The organism is Streptomyces sp. DH12 (assembly GCF_020873895.1).
In the GTDB taxonomy this organism is placed as follows: domain Bacteria; phylum Actinomycetota; class Actinomycetes; order Streptomycetales; family Streptomycetaceae; genus Streptomyces.
Window position 1 is genome coordinate 1 of record NZ_JAHWGT010000031.1, and the last position, 18,198, is coordinate 18,198.

19 protein-coding genes are annotated in these 18,198 nt (G+C 75.3%); 10 read left to right on the forward strand and 9 right to left on the reverse strand.

Going from position 1 to position 18,198, the window contains the following annotated elements:
- The first annotated feature begins 136 nt into the window (after positions 1-136).
- From LPA54_RS24880 to LPA54_RS24895, 4 genes are all read left to right on the forward strand, one after another.
- Positions 137-745 (forward strand): DUF3574 domain-containing protein, encoded by a 609-nt coding sequence (locus LPA54_RS24880; protein ID WP_306806538.1) that lies wholly within the window; start codon positions 137-139, stop codon positions 743-745.
- A gap of 125 nt (positions 746-870) precedes the next feature.
- On the forward strand, positions 871-2,262 hold the full coding sequence (locus tag LPA54_RS24885) for an aldehyde dehydrogenase family protein (RefSeq protein ID WP_228981616.1): 1,392 nt from the start codon (positions 871-873) through the stop codon (positions 2,260-2,262).
- Between the two features lie 49 nt (positions 2,263-2,311).
- Positions 2,312-3,394, forward strand: a complete 1,083-nt coding sequence (locus LPA54_RS24890) for a Zn-dependent alcohol dehydrogenase (RefSeq protein WP_228981618.1) — start codon at positions 2,312-2,314, stop codon at positions 3,392-3,394.
- Between the two features lie 230 nt (positions 3,395-3,624).
- Positions 3,625-4,971, forward strand: a complete 1,347-nt coding sequence (locus tag LPA54_RS24895) for an MFS transporter (protein WP_228981619.1) — start codon at positions 3,625-3,627, stop codon at positions 4,969-4,971.
- An 89-nt stretch (positions 4,972-5,060) separates the two neighbouring features.
- On the opposite strand, the gene LPA54_RS24900 is transcribed toward LPA54_RS24895, so the two are convergent.
- On the reverse strand, positions 5,061-5,705 hold the full coding sequence (locus tag LPA54_RS24900; RefSeq protein ID WP_228981620.1) for a TetR/AcrR family transcriptional regulator: 645 nt from the start codon (positions 5,703-5,705) through the stop codon (positions 5,061-5,063).
- Positions 5,706-5,765: 60 nt separating this feature from the next.
- Between LPA54_RS24900 and LPA54_RS24905 the strand changes: the two genes are divergently transcribed.
- The 3 genes from LPA54_RS24905 (at position 5,766) to LPA54_RS24915 (ending at position 8,168) form a co-directional block, all read left to right on the forward strand.
- Positions 5,766-6,920 (forward strand): acyl-CoA dehydrogenase family protein, encoded by a 1,155-nt coding sequence (locus tag LPA54_RS24905; protein ID WP_228981624.1) that lies wholly within the window; start codon positions 5,766-5,768, stop codon positions 6,918-6,920.
- Between the two features lie 71 nt (positions 6,921-6,991).
- The gene (locus tag LPA54_RS24910; RefSeq protein ID WP_228981626.1) at positions 6,992-7,279 is read left to right on the forward strand and encodes a YiaA/YiaB family inner membrane protein; all 288 of its coding nucleotides are present in this window, start codon (positions 6,992-6,994) and stop codon (positions 7,277-7,279) included.
- A 262-nt stretch (positions 7,280-7,541) separates the two neighbouring features.
- A complete protein-coding gene (locus tag LPA54_RS24915; RefSeq protein ID WP_228981628.1) occupies positions 7,542-8,168 on the forward strand; it encodes a TetR/AcrR family transcriptional regulator in 627 nt (208 codons plus the stop codon).
- On the opposite strand, the gene LPA54_RS24920 is transcribed toward LPA54_RS24915, so the two are convergent.
- On the reverse strand, positions 8,159-8,620 hold the full coding sequence (locus tag LPA54_RS24920; RefSeq protein ID WP_228981630.1) for a MaoC family dehydratase: 462 nt from the start codon (positions 8,618-8,620) through the stop codon (positions 8,159-8,161). The two genes, LPA54_RS24915 and LPA54_RS24920, sit on opposite strands and share 10 nt — an antisense overlap.
- Positions 8,621-8,722: 102 nt before the next feature.
- On the opposite strand from LPA54_RS24920, the gene soxR reads away from it, so the two are divergent.
- Positions 8,723-9,202, forward strand: a complete 480-nt coding sequence (gene soxR / locus LPA54_RS24925; RefSeq protein WP_228981632.1) for a redox-sensitive transcriptional activator SoxR — start codon at positions 8,723-8,725, stop codon at positions 9,200-9,202.
- 24 nt (positions 9,203-9,226) lie between these two features.
- On the opposite strand, the gene LPA54_RS24930 is transcribed toward soxR, so the two are convergent.
- The 3 genes from LPA54_RS24930 to LPA54_RS24940 form a co-directional block, all read right to left on the reverse strand.
- Positions 9,227-10,303 carry an RNA ligase (ATP) gene (locus LPA54_RS24930; RefSeq protein ID WP_228981633.1) on the reverse strand — a complete coding sequence of 359 codons (1,077 nt, stop codon included), beginning with the start codon at positions 10,301-10,303 and terminating at the stop codon, positions 9,227-9,229.
- Between the two features lie 233 nt (positions 10,304-10,536).
- Complete coding sequence (locus LPA54_RS24935) at positions 10,537-11,178, reverse strand: hypothetical protein (RefSeq protein ID WP_228981636.1); 642 nt, start codon at positions 11,176-11,178, stop codon at positions 10,537-10,539.
- Between the two features lie 188 nt (positions 11,179-11,366).
- Complete coding sequence (locus tag LPA54_RS24940) at positions 11,367-12,659, reverse strand: exo-beta-N-acetylmuramidase NamZ domain-containing protein (RefSeq protein ID WP_228981637.1); 1,293 nt, start codon at positions 12,657-12,659, stop codon at positions 11,367-11,369.
- Between the two features lie 170 nt (positions 12,660-12,829).
- Between LPA54_RS24940 and LPA54_RS24945 the strand changes: the two genes are divergently transcribed.
- A complete protein-coding gene (locus LPA54_RS24945) occupies positions 12,830-13,594 on the forward strand; it encodes an SDR family oxidoreductase (protein ID WP_228981645.1) in 765 nt (254 codons plus the stop codon).
- Between the two features lie 83 nt (positions 13,595-13,677).
- On the forward strand, positions 13,678-14,274 hold the full coding sequence (locus LPA54_RS24950; RefSeq protein WP_228981647.1) for a TetR/AcrR family transcriptional regulator: 597 nt from the start codon (positions 13,678-13,680) through the stop codon (positions 14,272-14,274).
- 172 nt (positions 14,275-14,446) lie between these two features.
- Here LPA54_RS24950 and LPA54_RS24955 read toward each other — a convergent pair whose 3' ends face one another.
- The 4 genes from LPA54_RS24955 to LPA54_RS24970 all read right to left on the reverse strand — a co-directional run bounded on the left by LPA54_RS24955 (position 14,447) and on the right by LPA54_RS24970 (position 18,195).
- Positions 14,447-15,661 carry an acyl-CoA dehydrogenase family protein gene (locus LPA54_RS24955; protein WP_228981652.1) on the reverse strand — a complete coding sequence of 405 codons (1,215 nt, stop codon included), beginning with the start codon at positions 15,659-15,661 and terminating at the stop codon, positions 14,447-14,449.
- Between the two features lie 3 nt (positions 15,662-15,664).
- Positions 15,665-16,687 carry a phosphotransferase family protein gene (locus tag LPA54_RS24960; protein ID WP_228981654.1) on the reverse strand — a complete coding sequence of 341 codons (1,023 nt, stop codon included), beginning with the start codon at positions 16,685-16,687 and terminating at the stop codon, positions 15,665-15,667.
- Positions 16,688-16,838: 151 nt separating this feature from the next.
- On the reverse strand, positions 16,839-17,750 hold the full coding sequence (locus LPA54_RS24965) for an MBL fold metallo-hydrolase (protein WP_228981655.1): 912 nt from the start codon (positions 17,748-17,750) through the stop codon (positions 16,839-16,841).
- Between the two features lie 148 nt (positions 17,751-17,898).
- A complete protein-coding gene (locus LPA54_RS24970) occupies positions 17,899-18,195 on the reverse strand; it encodes a hypothetical protein (protein ID WP_228981657.1) in 297 nt (98 codons plus the stop codon).
- Positions 18,196-18,198 lie beyond the last annotated feature (3 nt).

Below are 18,198 nucleotides of genomic sequence, written 5' to 3' on the forward strand. Positions count from 1 at the left end.
TTCCGCGCCTCGGGCCCGCCGCGCTGTCGCCGGCCCGAGGCGCGGAACGCCGGACGGCGGGGCGGTCCTCCTGCCACCGTGGTACCCCGGCCCCGCGCGCCGCTCCGGCGCCCCCGCCAGCCCCGAGGAGCCCCGCATGCCCGCTGCCGCCCGCACGCCTGAGCCCGCGCCCGCGAGCGCTCCCGCCCCCGCGCCCGTTCCCGCCCCCGCGACCGCGCCCGCCGCCGCGCCGGCCCGGACGCGGTCCGTCCGTGCCGTCCGTGCCCGCGGCCGCACCGCCCTCGCCGCCGCCGGGCTCCTCCTGCTGGTCGGCGCTCCCACGGCGTACGCCGCGCTCGACGGCGGCGCGGGCCCCGCCGCCCCCGGCGCCACCCCGGGGCCCACCGCTTGGGGGTCCGCGGCTCCCGCCGGGGCCCGCCTCCACGCCGAGACCCGTCTGCTGTTCGGCACCGAGCGGGCCGACGGCGGCCCCGCGGTGACCGACCGGCAGTTCACCGAGTTCGTCGACCGCGAGGTCACCCCGCTCTTCCCCGCCGGGCTCACCGTCCAGGAGGGGCGCGGCCAGTGGCGCGACGCCTCCGGCCGGATCCAGCGGGAGCGCTCGTACGAGCTGGTCCTGCTCTACCCGGCGGCCGAGGCGGCCGCCGCCCACCCGCGCGTCGAGCGGGTCCGCGAGAGCTACCGGCGGGCCTTCGGGCAGGAGTCCGTCGCCCGCGTCGACGACCGGGTGCGGGTCGACTTCTGAGCGGGCGCTGATGGCAGGATCGTGCCCACCCGCCACCGCCACCCCCTGGCGGCGGAAAACTACCGCCGCTAGTTTGGTCGGACGACGGACGACAGGCACAGCGAGCCAGGCCGAAGGAGACAGCGATGAAGGTCCACGACGGGATGTACATCGACGGCGCGTGGCGGCCCGCCGCCGGCACCGGCACCATCGCCGTGGTGAACCCGGCGACCGAGGAGGTCGTCGCCGAGGTGCCGGCGGGTTCGGCGCAGGACGTCGACGCCGCCGTGCGCGCCGCCCGGGCGGCCTTCCCCGCCTGGTCCGCCACCGCCCCCGCCGAGCGCGCGGCCCGCCTCGCCGCCCTGCGCGACGCCCTCGCGGCCCGCCAGGACGAGATCGCCGCGACGGTCACCGAGGAGCTCGGCGCCCCGCCGCGGCTCGCCCACGCCGTCCACGCCGGGCTGCCGGTCACGGTCACCGGCTCGTACGCCGACCTCCTCGCCACGTACCCCTTCGAGGAGAAGGTCGGCAACTCCACCGTGCTGCTGGAGGCGGTGGGCGTCATCGGTGCCATCACCCCCTGGAACTACCCGCTCCACCAGCTCGTCGCAAAGGTCGCCCCGGCCCTCGCCGCCGGCTGCACGGTGGTGGTCAAGCCCGCCGAGGAGACCCCGCTCACCGCCCGGCTCTTCGCCGAGTGCGTCGACGCGGCGGGCTTCCCGCCGGGCGTCCTCAACCTCGTCACCGGTCTCGGCCCCGTCGCCGGCCAGGCCCTCGTCGAGCACGAGGGCGTCGACCTGGTCTCCTTCACCGGCTCCACCGCCGTGGGCCGGCGCATCGGCGCCACGGCCGGCGGCGCGGTCAAGCGGGTCGCCCTCGAACTCGGCGGCAAGTCCGCCAGCGTCATCCTGCCCGGCGCCGACCTCGCCAAGGCGGTCACCACCAGCGTCGCCAGCGTCATGTCCAACTCCGGCCAGCGGTGCAACGCCTTCACCCGCGTCCTGGTCCGCACCGACCGGTACGAGGAGGCCGTGGCGCTCGCCGCCGAGGCCGTCACCGCGTACCGGCCCGGCGAGCGCCTCGGCCCGCTGGTCAGCGCCGCGCAGCGGGACCGGGTAGTCGCGTACGTCGAGAAGGGCGTCGCCGAGGGCGCCCGCCTCGTCGCCGGGGGCCCGCGGCCGCCGCTGGACCGGGGCTACTACGTGGCGCCGACCGTCTTCGCCGACGTCACCCCCGACATGACCATCGCCCAGGAGGAGATCTTCGGCCCCGTCGTGGCGTTCCTGCGGTACGAGGACGAGGAGGACGCCCTGCGCATCGCCAACGGCACGGTGTACGGCCTCGCGGGGGCCGTCTGGGGCGAGCCGGAGGCGGCGGTCGCCTTCGCCCGGCGCATGGAGGCGGGGCAGGTCGACATCAACGGCGGCCGCTTCAACCCGCTCGCCCCCTTCGGCGGCTACAAGCAGTCCGGCGTCGGCCGCGAGCTGGGCGCGCACGGGCTGGCCGAGTACCTGCACACCAAGTCCCTCCAGTTCTGACCCCCCGAGTCCTGCAACCGCCAAGCCCCCGAGCCGGGAGAAGCCCATCGTGGTCGTCCGCGCCGCCGTCCTGCCCGCCGTCGGGTCTCCGCTGGAGATAACCGCCATCGAACTCCCCGAGCCCGGTCCCGGCGAGGTCCGGGTCCGCCTCGCCGCGGCCGGGGTCTGCCACTCCGACCTGTCCCTGTCCGACGGCACCATGCGGGTGCCCGTCCCCGCCGTCCTCGGCCACGAGGGCGCCGGCACCGTCCTCGCCGTCGGGGCGGACGTCGCGCACGTCGTACCGGGTGACGAGGTCGTCCTCAACTGGGCGCCCTCCTGCGGCGCCTGCCACCACTGCGCGATCGGCGAGGTGTGGCTCTGCGCCGACGCCCTGGCCGGCACGGGCCGGGTGTACGCCGCCACCGGGGACGGCACCCCGCTCCACCCGGGCCTGAACGTCGCCGCGTTCGCCGAGGAGACGGTCGTCCCCGCCCGGTGCGTCCTGCCCGTCCCCGACGGCGTGCCGCTCACCGAGGCCGCCCTGCTCGGCTGCGCCGTGCTCACCGGCTACGGCGCCGTCCACCACTCCGCCCGCGTCCGCGAGGGCGAGTCGGTCGTCGTCGTCGGGGTCGGCGGGGTCGGTCTGGCCGCGCTCCAGGCGGCCCGCATCGCCGGGGCCGGGCCGATCGTCGCGGTGGACGTCTCACCGGAGAAGGAGGCGCTGGCGAAGGCGGCGGGGGCCACCGACTTCGTCGTCGCCTCGGACACCACCGCCCGGGAGGTGCGCGGCCTCACCGGCGGCCGGGGCGCCGACGTGGCCGTCGAGTGCGTCGGCCGCGCCGTCACCATCCGGGCCGCCTGGGACGCCACCCGGCGCGGGGGCCGCACCACGGTCGTCGGCATCGGCGGCAAGGACCAGCAGGTGACGTTCAACGCCCTGGAGATCTTCCACTGGGGCCGCACCCTGTCCGGCTGCGTCTACGGCAACTGCGACCCCGCCCGGGACCTGCCCGTGCTCGCCGACCACGTCCGCGCCGGCCGCCTCGACCTGGGCCTGCTCGTCACCGACCGGATCGGCCTCGACGGCATCCCGGCGGCGTTCGACGCGATGCTGGCGGGGAAGGGCGGGCGCGCCCTGGTCGTCTTCTAGGCCACCCCGCGCGACACCCCGGCCGCACCCCGCGCGGCCGGGGTGTCCGTGCTGCCCCCGTGGCCCGGCGAGGGGCGCGTAGCCGCAGGTCGCACCGGGCGCCGAGGTGCTCGGCACGGAGCGCGGAAGTGTTGCGGTTCAGGCCGTTGACGCCATACCAGCCGGTCGGTACGGTCCCGGCAGTCAAGGCGCCCCCCATCCGTCCCCGCAGCCCAACGGAGCTCGCACCCATGGACACGGCACCCCCTTCCGCACCCGTCACCGCCGCCCCGAGCGACCGCCGCCGGCGCAGGGTGGCCACCGTCGCCGCCCTCGCCTCGGCCGTCGAGTGGTACGACTACTTCGTCTTCGGCATCGCCGCCGCCCTCGTCCTCGGCGACCTGTACTTCCCGGCGGCCAGCCCCTCGGCGGGCGTCCTCGCCGCCTTCGCCACCTTCGCCGTCGGCTTCCTCGCCCGCCCCGTCGGCGGCGTCATCGCCGGCCACCTCGGCGACCGGCGGGGCCGCAAGCCGATGCTGGTCCTCGCGCTCACCGTGATGGGCGTCGCCACCGCCGGCATCGGCCTGCTCCCCACGTACGAGACGATCGGCATCGCCGCCCCCGTCCTCCTCGTCGTCCTGCGGATCCTCCAGGGCCTCGCCGTCGGCGCCCAGTGGGGCGGCGCGATGCTCATGGCCACCGAGTACGCCCCCGAGGGCAAGCGCGGCCTGTACGGCAGCCTCGTCCAGCTGGGCGTGCCGATCGGCGTGGTCACCGCCAACACCGTCTTCCTCGCAGCGGGCGCGCTCACCGGCGACGCGGCGTTCGCCGGCTGGGCCTGGCGGGTGCCGTTCCTCGTGGGCTTCCTCGTCCTCGGACTCGCCTGGTACATCCACACGCGGGTCGAGGAGACGCCGGAGTTCCGGGCGGCCGAACGGGCCCTCGCCGCGCAGGAGAAGGAGCGGCCCCGCTCCCCGCTGCGGACGGTCCTGCGCGACCAGCTGGGCACCGTGCTGCTGGCGGGCGGCTCGTTCGCGGTGAACACCGCCACCTTCTACATCGTCGTCACCGGCGTCCTCGACTACGCCACCCGCGAGCTGGGCATGGAGCGCAGCGCCGTGCTGACGGTGTCCCTCTGCGTGAGCCTCACGCAGCTGGCGCTGATCCCCGCGGCGGCCGCGCTGTCCGACCGGGTCGGCCGGCTGCGGGTGTACGCGTTCGGCGCGGCCGGACTGCTGGTGTGGGCGGTGCCCATGTTCCTGCTCATCGACACGGCCTCGCTGCTCTGGCTGGCCGCGGGCACCTTCGTCGCCAGCTGCTTCCTCAGCATCATGTACGGCCCGCAGGCGGCGCTCTTCGCCGAGCTGTTCTCGGCTGAGACCCGGTACACCGGCGCCTCGCTCGGCTACCAGATCGCCGCCGTGCTCGGCGGGGGCCTCGCCCCGTTCCTGATGGTGCTCCTGCTGGAGGCGACCGGCACCTCGATGTCCGTGGCCGCCTACATCATGGTGCTGGCGGTGGTCGCGCTGGTCTCCATCAAGGTCCTCGCCTCCCGCGCCGCCCGGGCCTCCGGCGCCGCCCCGGCCGACCGGCGCTGACCCCGCGCCCGTACGCCGCCGCCCCGCGCCCGCCCCGCACCCGGGCCCGCCCCCGCACCCGGGCCGGGCGCGGGGCGGCGGGGGGCGAGTCAGGTGCGCGCCAGGGCCGCGTACTGCACGGCCAGTCCGTCCAGCAGCGCCCGCAGACCCGTCTCGAAGGCGCCCTCGTCGACCTTCTCCCGGTGCTCGGCCAGCAGGTGCGCCCGGCCCAGGTGCGGGTAGTCCGCCGGGTCGTAGGCCGCCTCGTCGTCGACGAACCCGCGCGCGAACGACCCCAGCGCCGAGCCCGTGATGAAGTACCGCATCAGCGCGCCGATGTAGGTCGCCTGGGCGGGCGGCCAGCCCGCGCGGACCATCGCCCCGAACACCGCGTCCGCGACGCGCAGTCCGGCGGGGCGCCGCCCCGGGCCGCGGGCGAGCACCGGCACGATGTTCGGGTGGTCGGTGAGGGCGGCCCGGTAGGAGACCGCCCAGTCGTGCAGCGCCGTCCGCCAGTCGCGGCCGTCGCCCTCGTCGAACATCGCCAGGTCGACCTGGGCGCTCACCGCGTCGGCGACCGCTTCCAGGATCTCGTCCTTGGTGCGGAAGTGGTTGTACAGCGAGGGCCCGCTGACGCCCAGCTCCGCGGCCAGGCGCCGCGTCGAGACCGCCTCCAGCCCCTCCGCGTCGACCAGGGCGGCCGCCGCGGCGACGATGCGGGCTCGGCTGAGGAGGGGCTTGCGCGGTCTGGCCATGCGGCACATAGTAGGGCTGCCCGAAAAAAACTAGCGCTGGTAATTAAAAGGGGAGTGCGCGTGAACCTGGAGCTCAGCGAGGAGCAGGAGGCCGTCCGCCGGCTCGCCCGGGACTTCGTCCTGCGCGAGGTAGCCCCGCACGCCGCCGCCTGGGACCGGGTCGAGAGCGTCGACCGGGGGATCGTGGCGAAGCTCGGCGCGCTCGGCTTCCTCGGCCTGACCGTCCCCGAGGAGTACGGCGGCTCGGGCGGCGACCACCTCGCCTACTGCCTGGTCACCGAGGAGCTCGGGCGCGGCGACTCCTCCGTGCGCGGCATCGTCTCCGTCTCGCTCGGGCTGGTGGCCAAGACGGTGGCGGCCTGGGGCGACGAGCGCCAGAAGCGCGCCTGGCTGCCCCGGCTCACCTCCGGCGAGGCCCTCGGCTGCTTCGGCCTCACCGAACCGGGCACCGGCTCCGACGCCGCCAACCTCGCCACGCGCGCCGTGCGCGGCCCCGGCGGCGACTGGGTGGTCAACGGCTCCAAGATGTTCATCACCAACGGCACCTGGGCCGACGTCGTCCTCCTCTTCGCCCGCACCTCCGACGTCCCCGGGCACCGCGGCGTCTCCGCCTTCCTCGTCCCGGCCGACACCCCCGGCCTCACCCGCCGCCCGGTCCACGGCAAGCTCGGCCTGCGCGGCCAGTCCACCGCCGAACTGGTGCTCCAGGACGTCCGCGTCCCCGCCGACGCCCTCCTCGGCCCCGAGGGCAAGGGGTTCTCCGTCGCCATGTCCGCCCTCGCCAAGGGCCGCATGTCCGTCGCCGCCGGCTGCGTGGGCATCGCCCAGGCCGCGCTCGACGCCGCCGTCGGCTACGCGGGGGAACGCGAGCAGTTCGGCCGGCCCATCGCCGCCTACCAGCTGGTGCAGGAGCTGATCAGCGACATCGCCGTGGACGTCGAGGCCGCCCGGCTGCTCACCTGGCGGGTCGCGGACCTCGTCGACCGCGGCGAGGAGTTCGCCACCGCGGCGTCCCAGGCCAAGCTCTTCGCCTCCGAGGCCGCGGTGCGCTGCGCCGGCAACGCCCTGCAGGTCTTCGGCGGCTACGGCTACATCGACGAGTACCCCGTGGGGAAGCTGCTCCGGGACGCCCGGGTGATGACCCTCTACGAGGGCACCAGCCAGATACAGAAGCTGATCATCGGCCGCGCCCTCACGGGCGTCTCCGCCTTCTGACGCGGGTGAGTACCCGCCCTGAGTAGCCGTGCGGATGTGTCCCGGGCCACACGGCCCGCATCCTCGACGGCATGAGTGACACACCGGTCAAGCAGCAGAACACGGCGGCCTACCACGCGCAGGCCGTCGCCTCCTTCGCCGTCGCCCTCGCGGCCGTCGCGCTCGGCGTCGCCAACCTGGACGTCGACGCCTGGGTGCGCGCCTTCCTCGGCGTCGCGGTCCTGTACCTGACGACCTCCGCCTTCACCCTCGCCAAGGTGGTCCGCGACCGGCAGGAGGCGGGGCAGATCGTCAGCCGCGTCGACCAGGCGCGCCTGGAGAAGCTGCTCGCCGAGCACGACCCCTTCCAGAAGCTCTGACGCGCGGCTTCCCCCGGACGCCCCTGGGGGGTGTCTCGTCGATCAGGCCGGGCTCCCGACGCCCGGTGCCGCGCCTCGCCGCGTCGTCGTCGGTCGCCGATGCTCCGCACCGGCTCCCTCCTCCGCCTTGGCGCCGCGTGACACCGCCACGCCGCTCGCCGATCCGGCCCGATCGACGAGACACCCCCTAAGCGCTTGCTCACCAGCGCGGTATGGTGTTCGTCCTCGCGCGAGGGGCTTGCGCGAGGGGAAGGGGCGAACGATGAGTACGGCGGAGGAGACGGCCGGCGGCGAGGAGATGCCGTGGGGCGAGGTCACACCCGACGCGGCCCGGCGGCTGCTCGTCGCCGCCGTCGACGCCTTCGCCGAGCGGGGCTACCACGCGACCACGACCCGGGACATCGCGGGCCGCGCGGGCATGAGCCCCGCCGCGCTCTACATCCACTACCGGACCAAGGAGGAGCTCCTCCACCGGATCAGCCGGATCGGCCACGACAAGGCCCTGGCGATCCTGGAGGCGGCGGCGGACGGCCCCGGCACGGCCGCCGAGCGGCTCGCCGGCGCCGTGCGGTCCTTCGTCCGCTGGCACGCCGAGCGGCACACCACCGCGCGCGTCGTCCAGTACGAGCTGGACGCCCTCGGCCCCGAGCACCGCGCCGAGATCGTCGCCCTGCGCCGCCGCACCGACGCGGCGGTGCGCCGCATCATCGGCGACGGCGTGGCGGCGGGCGAGTTCGACGTCCCGGACGTGCCCGGCACCACCCTCGCCGTGCTCTCGCTCTGCATCGACGTGGCGCGCTGGTTCAACGCCCAGGGCAGCCGCACGCCCGACGAGGTCGGCGCGCTCTACGCCGACCTCGTCCTGCGCATGGTGAGCGCTCAGAAGTAGAAGCGGGACACCGACTCCGCGACGCAGACCGGCTTGTCGCCGCCCTCGCGCTCCACCGTCACCACGGCGGTCACCTGCACGCCGCCGCCCACGTCCTCGACGTCCTTGACGGACGCGGTGGCCCGCACCCGCGAGCCGGCCGGCACGGGCGCGGGGAAACGCACCTTGTTCGTGCCGTAGTTGACGCCCATCCGCACGCCGTCGACCCGCATCACCTGCGGCACGAGGACGGGCAGCAGCGACAGGGTCAGGTAGCCGTGGGCGATGGTCGTCCCGAACGGTCCCGCCGCCGCCCGCTCGCGGTCCACGTGGATCCACTGGTGGTCCTCGGTGGCGTCGGCGAACAGGTCGATCCGCTTCTGGTCCACCTCCAGCCACTCGCTGTATCCCAGCTGCTCGCCGGCCGCGGCGCGCAGCTCGTCGGCGGAGGTGAAGATCCTCGGCTCTGCCATCCCTGCTCCCTGTTCCAGGTGCGTCCTGCCCGATCTTTCCAAGCGCTTGCTTAGCATGCTGGGGGCGGTTGCCCTTGTCAACGGACCAGTAGGGTTCGACGGGTGCCGCAGATTCCAGAGAAGATCCACGAGCTCACCGTCGGCCAACTCTCCGCGCGCAGCGGGGCGGCCGTCTCCGCCCTGCACTTCTACGAGGCCAAGGGCCTGATCCACAGCCGCCGCACCAGCGGCAACCAGCGCCGCTACAGCAGGGACGCGCTGCGCCGCGTCGCCTTCGTCCGGGCCGCCCAGCGCGTGGGCATCCCGCTCGCCACCGTCCGGCAGGCCCTGGCCGAGCTGCCCGAGGAGCGCACGCCGACCCGCGAGGACTGGGCACGCCTCTCCCGGGCGTGGCGGGCCGAACTGGACACCCGCATCCAGCAGCTCGCCCGCCTGCGCGACCACCTGACCGACTGCATCGGCTGCGGCTGCCTGTCCCTCGACACCTGCGTGCTGTCCAACCCCGACGACGTGTTCGGCGAGCGGCTCACCGGCTCCCGGCTCCTGCCGGAGCGCCCCCGCCGGGACGCCGGCGCCGGGTAGCCGCCCCCGACCGCGCCCCCGCCCCTACTCGTACTCCGTCCCGCCCTTGCGGGTCAGGTACGCCGGGCTGACCGCCTTCGCGATGGCGCGCCCGCCCACCACCGGGCTGTACCGCTCGGTGGCCGGGCGGACGACGACGCCCTCCCGCAGGTGCAGCGCCCGCCCCGAGACCGTCTCCCGGCCCGTCGCCAGCTCCAGCACCGTCGCGAGGTCGTACGGCCCCGCGTACAGCCGGGGCACCGTCGGCAGTTCGCCGTCCAGCACCTCGTGCAGCTCCGCCGCGTCCAGCCGGCGCACCCGTCCGGCGACCTCGACCGCCACGTCGAACACCGCGTACCCGAGCCGGCCCGCGCGGGCGTCCGCGCCGTACGCCAGGTCCTGCACGCCCGCCCCGTAGACCTCGGCGAAGACGCCGACCCGGGTGGCGCCGAAGCGCTCGGCCAGCCGCGCGGCGGCCGCGGGCACGCCGTGGCCGCGCACCGCCCGCCAGTAGACGTTGCGCGGGTCCTCGCGCAGGGCGAGCCCCTTCGCGCCGAAGCCCTTCGACGACACCTGCACCCGCCCGTCCCCGGCGTGGTACGTCGTCAGGCAGGCCGTGCCGTGCACCTTCTCGGTCAGCACGACGGGCTCGCCCGGCACGAAGACGTCCGGGTGGCGCCGGAGGTTCTCGACGTCGCCCCAGGGCAGCAGCTCCGGTGCGGGCTCGACGTCACCGCTCATGCTCGTCGGCACCGGCGGCACCCACTTGGTGATGCCGAGCGCCGCCGCGAAGTCCGTCCGATCCGCGGCCGCCCGCGCCAGGTCGACGCCGGCGAGGGCGCGCGGCCGGCACACGATGCCCTGCGACAGCTCGCCGCGCAGCCGCACCGCCTTGACCCGGTTCGCCTCCGCGCCGGCCAGCCGGCCCGTCAGCCCCAGCTCCTCGACGAGCGCGGGCGGCAGCACCGCCTGCTCCGGTACGTACACGGCGGCGTCGCCGTCGCGGAAGGCGCCCTTGGCGACCACGGCGCGGAACAGGCCGACCTGGGCGAGTTCCAGGGCGTCGGCGTTCGGGTGCTCGTGGACGGTCAGCAGCTCGGCGGTCACGCGCAGCGTGGACATGGGGTCCGGCTCCTCGGGTCGGCGTCGGTTCGGTCCGGCCACTGTGGCCGCGCCGAATCCGGTGGATCACGCCGTTTTCCGCCTGCTACGGTCACCCGGGCCCCGGGGACGCCGCCTGCCGCCCGCTGTGCCTACCGTCGGCCGCCCTGCCGCCCGCCGACGCGGGTCGGGCCGCGTCGGCCGGGGGTGTGCCGGCGGGTGCCGGCCCCACCCCCGTACCGTCCCGCGGCGGTTCACCCCACGGCTGCGAGTTCCCGCACCGCGCGCGCCCGCAGCCCGTCGGCCCGCGCCGTCCGCCCGCGCGCCGCCCACAGGGCCTCGTCGCTCAGCACGGGGGCGGGCACCACCACCCCGCACCGCGTGCACACCGGCCCGCACCCCTGGGCGTCGGCCGCCACCGGCCGCCACGCGAACCGCTCGGTGCCGCACAGCGGGCAGCACCCGCCCGGCTCCGCCTCCAGCGCGGCGACCAGCCGCCGCAGCGCCTCGCCGAGCGGCAGCCCGGGATGGACCGAGGGGTCGACGCACCGCGCCGCCCCGTTGCCGCCCCAGGTGTGCCGGTGCCAGTCGTCGAGGGCCGGGGGCCGCCGCAGCCCCAGCTGCTTCTCGTGCCGGCGGCGTTCGGCGAACCGCCGTTCGTAGGCGAGCCACACGGCCCGCGCCTCCTCCAACTCGTCGAGCGCGGCCACCAACCGCGCCGGATCGAGATCACGGTCCTCGGGCCCGAACCTGTGCCTGCGGCACAGGTGGTCCCAGGTCGCCCGGTGCCCGTACGGGGCGAACCTCTCCAGGCACTTGCGCAGCGAGTAGCGCCGCAGCGCCACGTCGCACTCGGGATCACGAACCTGTCTGGCGAGACTCCGGAAACCTGCCATCGCTCCGCCACCTCCGTCGCTGGTACTTCGGCGTCGTTGAAGAGACGTACGGGTGCCCGTTTCGGCTCCATCGAAAAATCGGATGTCGGCCATTACGGGCACGTCCCCCCACTGGTACGCGTGTGCGGGCCGTGCCGTTCGGTGCACGGGGGGCGGATTGACGGCCTTTCAGGGGCCGGGCGCGCCGGTCAGCGGTAGAGCAGATACTGCCCGCGCATCGTCCGGAAGGCGGTCAGTCCCCGCTGCCAGGCCGCGGCCACCTCGTGCGGGCCCGCGCCCGCGTCGACGAGGGTGCGCACCGTCGTCGAGCCCGTGAGCTTGTCGATCCAGTGGTCGGGCCGCCACGCGAACCCGCTCCAACTGCGCTTCGCCGTCACGAGCAGGGCGACACCGGTGAGGACGGGGTCGAAGGCCGCGGGGTCGTGGACGTGCAGTTGCACCCCGCCGACCGTCCTGCCCTGGAACTTGGAGAACACCGGCGCGAAGTAGGCCTCGCGGAACCGCACGCCGGGCAGTTCCAGGGCGTTCGCCGCCTCCGCCCACCGCCGGTCGACGCCCTCGGCGCCCAGCAGTTCGAAGGGCCGGGTCGTCCCCCGGCCCTCCGACAGGTTGGTCCCCTCGAACAGGCAGGTCCCCGGATAGACGAGCGCGGTCTGCGGCGTCGGCATGTTGGGGCTGGGCGGCACCCACGGCAGCCCCGTCGTGTCGAACAGGTCCCGGCGCCGCCAGCCGGACATCCGTACGGTCTCCAGCGGCACCGGCCGGGTGAGGAACTCCCCGTTGAAGAGCAGCGCCAGCTCCGCCACGGTCATCCCGTGCGCCTGCGCGATCGGCTCGCGCCCCACGAACGTGGCGAATGCCTTGTCCAGCACCGGTCCGAGCGCCGCCCGCGCGCCGAGCGGGTTCGGCCGGTCGAGGACGACGAAACGTTTCCCCGCCAGCTCGGCGGCGACCATGCAGTCGTACATGGTCCAGATGTACGTGTAGAACCGGGCGCCCACGTCCTGGATGTCGAACAGCACCGTGTCCACCCCGGAGGCGGTGAAGACGTCCGCGAGCGCCCGGCCGCTCTTGCCGTAGGTGTCGTAGACCGGCAGGCCCGTGGCCGGATCGTCGTACCGGCCCTCCGAGCCGCCGGCCTGCGCCGTGCCCCGGAAGCCGTGCTCCGGGCCGAAGACCGCCACGAGGTCCACCCGGTCGTCGGCGTGCATGACGTCCACGACGTGCCGCAGGTCCGCCGTCACGCCGGTCGGGTTGGTCACCACGCCGACGCGCCGGCCGCGCAGCCGCGCGTAACCGTCGGCCGCGAGCCGGTCGAAGCCGGTCTGCACCCGCCGTACGCCCGGCTCGCCGTGGCCGCCCCGCCCGCCGACCGCCGCGGGCGCCGCGACCATCCCGGCCGCGCCCGCGGCCCCGGTGGCGCCCGCGGCACCCGCCGCACAGCCCGCCGCCGCCAGCAGACCCCGTCTGGACACGCTCATGGGACCACCTCCGTGATCGTTCCGTCACGCTCCGACATGACCTCGCAGGCTAGCGCGGCGCCCCTTCCGGGCGAACATACCGACCGGTTAGTCTGCTGGTGGCGGCGGAGGCCGGGCCGCGGGCCGGCCGTCGGCCGGTCGCGAACCTGACGCAGGGAGAGGGGTCGTCGATGAGCGCGTTCCAGGGCGCCGGAGTGGTGGTCACGGGGGCCGGCGGCGGCATCGGCGCCGCCCTCGCACGCAGGTTCGCCGCCGAGGGGGCCCGCGTCGTCGTCAACGACCTCGACCCGGCCCGCGCCGAGCGGGTCGCCGACGAGATCGGCGGCACCGCCGTCCCCGGCGACGCCTCGGCGGTCGTCGCCCGCGCCCGCGACGCCCTCGGCGGCGCCGTCGACGTCTACTGCGCCAACGCGGGCCTCGCCTCGCCCGGCGACGCCCTCGCCGACGAGGCCGTCTGGGCCGCGGCCTGGGACGTCAACGTCATGGCGCACGTGCGCGCCGCCCGGACCCTCCTGCCCGACTGGCTGGAGCGCGGCGAGGGACGGTTCGTCTCCACCGTCTCGGCCGCCGGCCTCCTCACCATGATCGGCGCCGCCCCCTACAGCGTGTCCAAGCACGGCGCGTACGCCTTCGCCGAGTGGCTGTCGCTGACCTACCGGCACCGCGGCCTGAAGGTCCACGCCATCTGCCCGCAGGGCGTCCGCACCGACATGCTGACCGCCGCCGGGTCGGCCGGCGAGCTGGTCCTCGCCCCCACGGCCATCGAACCGGCCGACGTCGCCGAGGCGCTCTTCGCGGGCATGGCGGAGGACCGGTTCCTGATCCTCCCGCACCCCGAGGTCGCCGAGTACTACCGGGCCCGCGCGGCCGAGCCGGAGCGCTGGCTGGGCGGCATGAACCGCGTACAGCGCACCTGGGAGGGAACCGGGAGGTGAACGGCGCACCGACTAGTGGGAGGATCGGTCCTCGGCCGGGCGACGGCAGCGACGGCAGTGACGACGGAGAGAGGTGGCGACACATGGCCAGGACGACGGACGGGAACGGCGCCACACCCGTCCCCCGACGGCTGCTGGCCGCCGCCACCCGCCTCTTCGCCGAGCGGGGATACGACCGCACGTCCGTGCAGGAGATCGTCGAGGCCGCCGGGGTCACCAAGGGCGCCCTCTACCACTACTTCGGGTCCAAGGAGGACCTGCTGCACGAGGTGTACGCGCGCGTGCTGCGCCTCCAGCAGGAGCGGCTGGACGCGCTCGCGGGCGCCGACGCGCCGGTCGACCGGCGGCTGCGGGACGCGGCCGCCGACGTCGTCGTCACCACCATCGAGAACCTCGACGACGCGTCGATCTTCTTCCGCTCCATGCACCACCTGAGCCCCGAGAAGAACAAGCAGGTCCGCGCCGAGCGCCGCCGCTACCACGAGCGGTTCCGGGCCCTGGTCGAGGAGGGGCAGCGCACCGGGGTGTTCTCCACGGCCACCCCGGCCGACCTGGTGGTCGACTACCACTTCGGCTCGGTGCACCACCTGTCGACCTGGTACCGGCCCGACGGCCCGCTCACCCCGCAGCAGGTCGCCGACCACCTCGCCGACCTCCTCCTGCGGGCCCTGCGCCCGTAGGCCGCGACGCCGACGCCGACGCCGACGCCGACGCCGACGCAGGGCCGGGTCGGGCGCCGCCCGGCCCGGCCCGATCCGGCCACCCGGACCGATCCCGTGGCCCGATCCGGCCACCCGGACCGATCCCGTGGCCCGGTCCGTGCGCACCCGGTCCGAGCCCCGGCCGCACCCGTCAGGCGTACTGCCGCAGTTCCCGCCGGGCCAGCGACCGCTGGTGCACCTCGTCGGGGCCGTCCGCGAGGCGCAGGGTCCGCGCCGCCGCCCACAGCTCGGCCAGCGGGAAGTCCTGGCTCACCCCGCCCGCGCCGTGCAGCTGCACCGCCCGGTCGATGATCTCCCCGACCGTGCGCGGAGTCGCGATCTTGATCGCCTGGATCTCCGTGTGGGCGCCCTTGTTGCCGACCGTGTCCATCAGCCAGGCGGTCTTCAGCACCAGCAGCCGCAGCTGCTCCACCGCGACCCGGGCGTCCGCGATCCAGGCGTGCACCTGCCCCTGCGCCGCCAGCGGCCGGCCGAAGGCCGTCCGGGACACCGCCCGCCGGCACATCAGCTCGATCGCCCGCTCCGCCATGCCGATCAGCCGCATGCAGTGGTGGATGCGGCCCGGACCCAGCCGGGCCTGGGCGATGGCGAACCCACCGCCCTCCTCGCCGACGAGGTGGTCCACCGGCACCCGGGCGCCGTGGAAGACCACCTCGGCGTGCCCGCCGTGGGAGTGGTCCTCGTACCCGTACACCCGCATCGCCCGCCGCACCTCGACCCCCGGGGTGTCGCGCGGCACGAGCACCATCGACTGCTGGCGGCGGACGTCCTCGCCCTCCGGGTCGGTCTTGCCCATCACGATGAAGAGCCGGCAGTCCGGGTTCATCGCCCCGGAGATGTACCACTTGCGGCCCGTGACGACGTACTCGTCGCCGTCCCGCTCGATGCGCGTCTCGATGTTCGTGGCGTCGGACGAGGCGACCTCCGGCTCGGTCATCGCGAACGCCGAGCGGATCTCCCCGGCCAGCAGCGGCTCCAGCCACCGCGCGCGCTGCGCCTCGCTGCCGAACTGGGCCAGCAGCTCCATGTTGCCGGTGTCCGGCGCGGCGCAGTTCAGCGCCGTCGGGGCGAGGTGCGGGGAGCGGCCGGTGATCTCGGCGAGCGGCGCGTACTGGAGGTTGGTCAGCCCGGCGCCGTACTCCGCGTCCGGCAGGAAGAGGTTCCACAGGCCCCGCCGCCGCGCCTCCGCCTTCAGCTCCGCCACCACCGGCGGGGCGTCCCAGGGGGAGGCCAGCGCCGCGCGCTGCTCCTCGGCGACCGGCTCGGCCGGGTACACGTGCTCGGTCATGAAGGCGAGCAGGCGCCCGCGTAGCTCCTCGGTGCGCGCGTCCATCGCGAAGTCCATGGGTCAGCCCTCCTGAAGGGTGTCGAGGCCGTGCTCGATGAAGACGGGCACCAGGTCGCCGATCCGGTCGAAGCCGGAGCCGACGGTCCGGCCGAGCGTGTGGCGGTAGTGGATGCCCTCGAGGATGACGGCGAGCTTGAACCAGGCGAACGCCGTGTACCAGGCGAGCGAGGAGACGTCGCGCCCCGACCGGGCGGCGTACCGCTCGACCAGCTCGCCCGGGGAGGGGTGGCCGGCGGCCGACGCGGTCGTGCTGATCACGGATCCCGGGACGTCCAGCGGCGTGCTGTACATGACGAGCAGTCCGAGGTCGGTGAGCGGGTCGCCGAGGGTGGACATCTCCCAGTCGAGGACCGCCGTGATCCGGTCGTCCTCGCCCACCAGGACGTTGTCCAGGCGGTAGTCGCCGTGGACGACGGTCGGCGCGGGGGAGTGCGGCAGCGCCCGCCCGAGGGCGGTGTGCAGTTCGTCCACCCCGGCGAGCTCGCGGCCGCGCGAGGCGGCCAGCTGCTTGCCCCAGCGGCGCAGCTGCCGGTCGAGGAACCCCTCGGGCCGCCCGAAGTCGCCGAGCCCGACCGCGTCCGGGTCCACCGCGTGCAGGTCGACCAGCGTGTCCACCAGCCCCAGCACGGCGCCGCGGGTGCGCTCGGCGCCCAGCGGCGCGAGCTGGTCCGCGGTGCGGTACGGGGTGCCCGGCACGAAGTCCATGACGTAGAACGGCGCTCCGAGCACCGCCTCGTCCTCGCACAGCAGCAGCGTGCGGGGCACCGGCACGGCGGTGGGGTGCAGGGCGCTGAGCACCCGGTGCTCCCGGCGCATGTCGTGCGCGGTGGCCAGCACGTGGCCGAGCGGCGGGCGGCGGACGACCCACCGGTGGGTGCCGTCGGTGACCGCGTACGTGAGGTTCGAGCGGCCGCCCTCGATCAGCCGCGCCCGCAGCGGACCGCCGACCAGTCCGGGCCGCTCGCGCTCCAGCAGCGCGTGCAGCCGCTCGGGGTCGAGACCTGGCGGCGGGGCAGAGCTCATGATGCGCACCTCCGGGGGCGGGGGGACGGCGACCGGTACCCGGGCATCATGACCGACCAGTCGGTATGTCGTCCACCCCGAACCGCGGGAACCCGCGCCGCCCCGGCCCCGGGCGCGGGGCCGGGCCGGCGCGGGGTCCGTGCCGCCGGCGTCAGGCGTGGCAGGCGACCGCCCGGCCCCCGTTCATCGCGGCCATGTCCCCGAACACCGCCGCCACGTCCAGCGGCGACCCCTCCGGCAGGCCCTCCAGCTCGGCGTACGCGCGGTGGACGTTGGCCACCAGCCGCTCGCTCTCGCGCAGCCGCCCGAACTCGCCCAGGTCGGCCCGGCGCGCGACCTCCAGCGGCGGCAGCCCCCGGGCGTGGCCGTCCTCCGCCAGCTCCGCCACGAACCGCAGGTACGCCTCCGTCGCGTCGTACACCGACGGGTCCGTGAGCGGCCCGTGCCCCGGTACGACCGTCTCCGCGTCCATCGCCCGCAGCACCTCCATCGCCCGCAGCGACCCGCGCAGCGAGCCCGTGGCGAGGAACGGCGTGCCGCCGTTGAAGACGAGGTCGCCGGTGAAGACGACGCCGCGCCCCGGCAGGTGCACCAGCGTGTCGCCCACCGTGTGCGCCACGCCCGGGTGGACGAGCCGCACCTCCGTGTCACCCACGTGCAGCGTCATCCGCTCCCGGTACGTCACCGAGGGCGCCGCGACGCGGATGTCGCCGAAGTCGGTCTGCGGCCAGATCAGATGGAGCTGGCGCCCTGCCGCGAGGACCTCGCGGCGGCACGCCTCGTGCCCGACGACGATCGCCTCCGGCAGGAAGACGGAGTTGCCGTACGTGTGGTCGCCGTGGTGGTGGGTGTTGACGACCGTCCGCGGCGGCGCGGCCCCCCGCGCGAGGAGGGCGTCGCGCAGTGCCGTGGCGCGCCGCTCGGTCGCGGTGGTGTCGATCAGGACGGTGTCCGTCCCGTCGCTGACGAAGCCGGCGTTGTTCAGGCACCAGCCGCCGTCCGGCTGGACGTAGGCGTGCACATCAGGAGCGAGCTGGACGGTGTACGGGTCGGTTGCGGGCACCGGAAGTCCCCCCGGGTCGTGGCCGAACTGGACAGGCAGAGCCTGCCAGTCGGCGTCGCCGGGGCGGACGCCGGGGTCTCACCCGGCGGGCTGCCGCCGGGGTGCCCGGGGCGTGCGCGGGGCCGGTGCCGGCGCGGCACCGGTGGTGTCAGTGGTCGTCCCAGTGCCCGTCGTGGGCCGCGTGCCGGTGCCCGTCGTGCGCGTAATCGACGTGGTCGCCGTGGGCGACGGCCGGGTGTCCGCACCCCTCGCCGTGCTCGTGGGCGTGGCCGCTGTGGGCGACGTGCTCGCCCGGCTCGCACTCGTCCCAGTGCCCGGAGTGCTCGCGGTGCAGGTGCCCGTCGTGGACGTAGTCCACGTGGTCGCCGTGGACCACGGACGAGTGGCCGCAGGCGGGGCCGTGGGCGTGGGCGTGGGCCGGGTGTTCCCGGTGCAGGACCGCCATGGC

Coding starts and splice junctions, on each gene's coding strand:
- LPA54_RS24880 (WP_306806538.1), top strand. CDS start 137: ATGCCCGCTGCCGCCCGCACGCCTGAGCCCGCGCCCGCGAGCGCTCCC.
- LPA54_RS24885 (WP_228981616.1), top strand. CDS start 871: ATGAAGGTCCACGACGGGATGTACATCGACGGCGCGTGGCGGCCCGCC.
- LPA54_RS24895 (WP_228981619.1), top strand. CDS start 3,625: ATGGACACGGCACCCCCTTCCGCACCCGTCACCGCCGCCCCGAGCGAC.
- LPA54_RS24900 (WP_228981620.1), bottom strand. CDS start 5,705: ATGGCCAGACCGCGCAAGCCCCTCCTCAGCCGAGCCCGCATCGTCGCC.
- LPA54_RS24910 (WP_228981626.1), top strand. CDS start 6,992: ATGAGTGACACACCGGTCAAGCAGCAGAACACGGCGGCCTACCACGCG.
- LPA54_RS24915 (WP_228981628.1), top strand. CDS start 7,542: ATGAGTACGGCGGAGGAGACGGCCGGCGGCGAGGAGATGCCGTGGGGC.
- LPA54_RS24920 (WP_228981630.1), bottom strand. CDS start 8,620: ATGGCAGAGCCGAGGATCTTCACCTCCGCCGACGAGCTGCGCGCCGCG.
- LPA54_RS24930 (WP_228981633.1), bottom strand. CDS start 10,303: ATGTCCACGCTGCGCGTGACCGCCGAGCTGCTGACCGTCCACGAGCAC.
- LPA54_RS24935 (WP_228981636.1), bottom strand. CDS start 11,178: ATGGCAGGTTTCCGGAGTCTCGCCAGACAGGTTCGTGATCCCGAGTGC.
- LPA54_RS24940 (WP_228981637.1), bottom strand. CDS start 12,659: ATGAGCGTGTCCAGACGGGGTCTGCTGGCGGCGGCGGGCTGTGCGGCG.
- LPA54_RS24945 (WP_228981645.1), top strand. CDS start 12,830: ATGAGCGCGTTCCAGGGCGCCGGAGTGGTGGTCACGGGGGCCGGCGGC.
- LPA54_RS24950 (WP_228981647.1), top strand. CDS start 13,678: ATGGCCAGGACGACGGACGGGAACGGCGCCACACCCGTCCCCCGACGG.
- LPA54_RS24955 (WP_228981652.1), bottom strand. CDS start 15,661: ATGGACTTCGCGATGGACGCGCGCACCGAGGAGCTACGCGGGCGCCTG.
- LPA54_RS24960 (WP_228981654.1), bottom strand. CDS start 16,687: ATGAGCTCTGCCCCGCCGCCAGGTCTCGACCCCGAGCGGCTGCACGCG.
- LPA54_RS24970 (WP_228981657.1), bottom strand. CDS start 18,195: ATGGCGGTCCTGCACCGGGAACACCCGGCCCACGCCCACGCCCACGGC.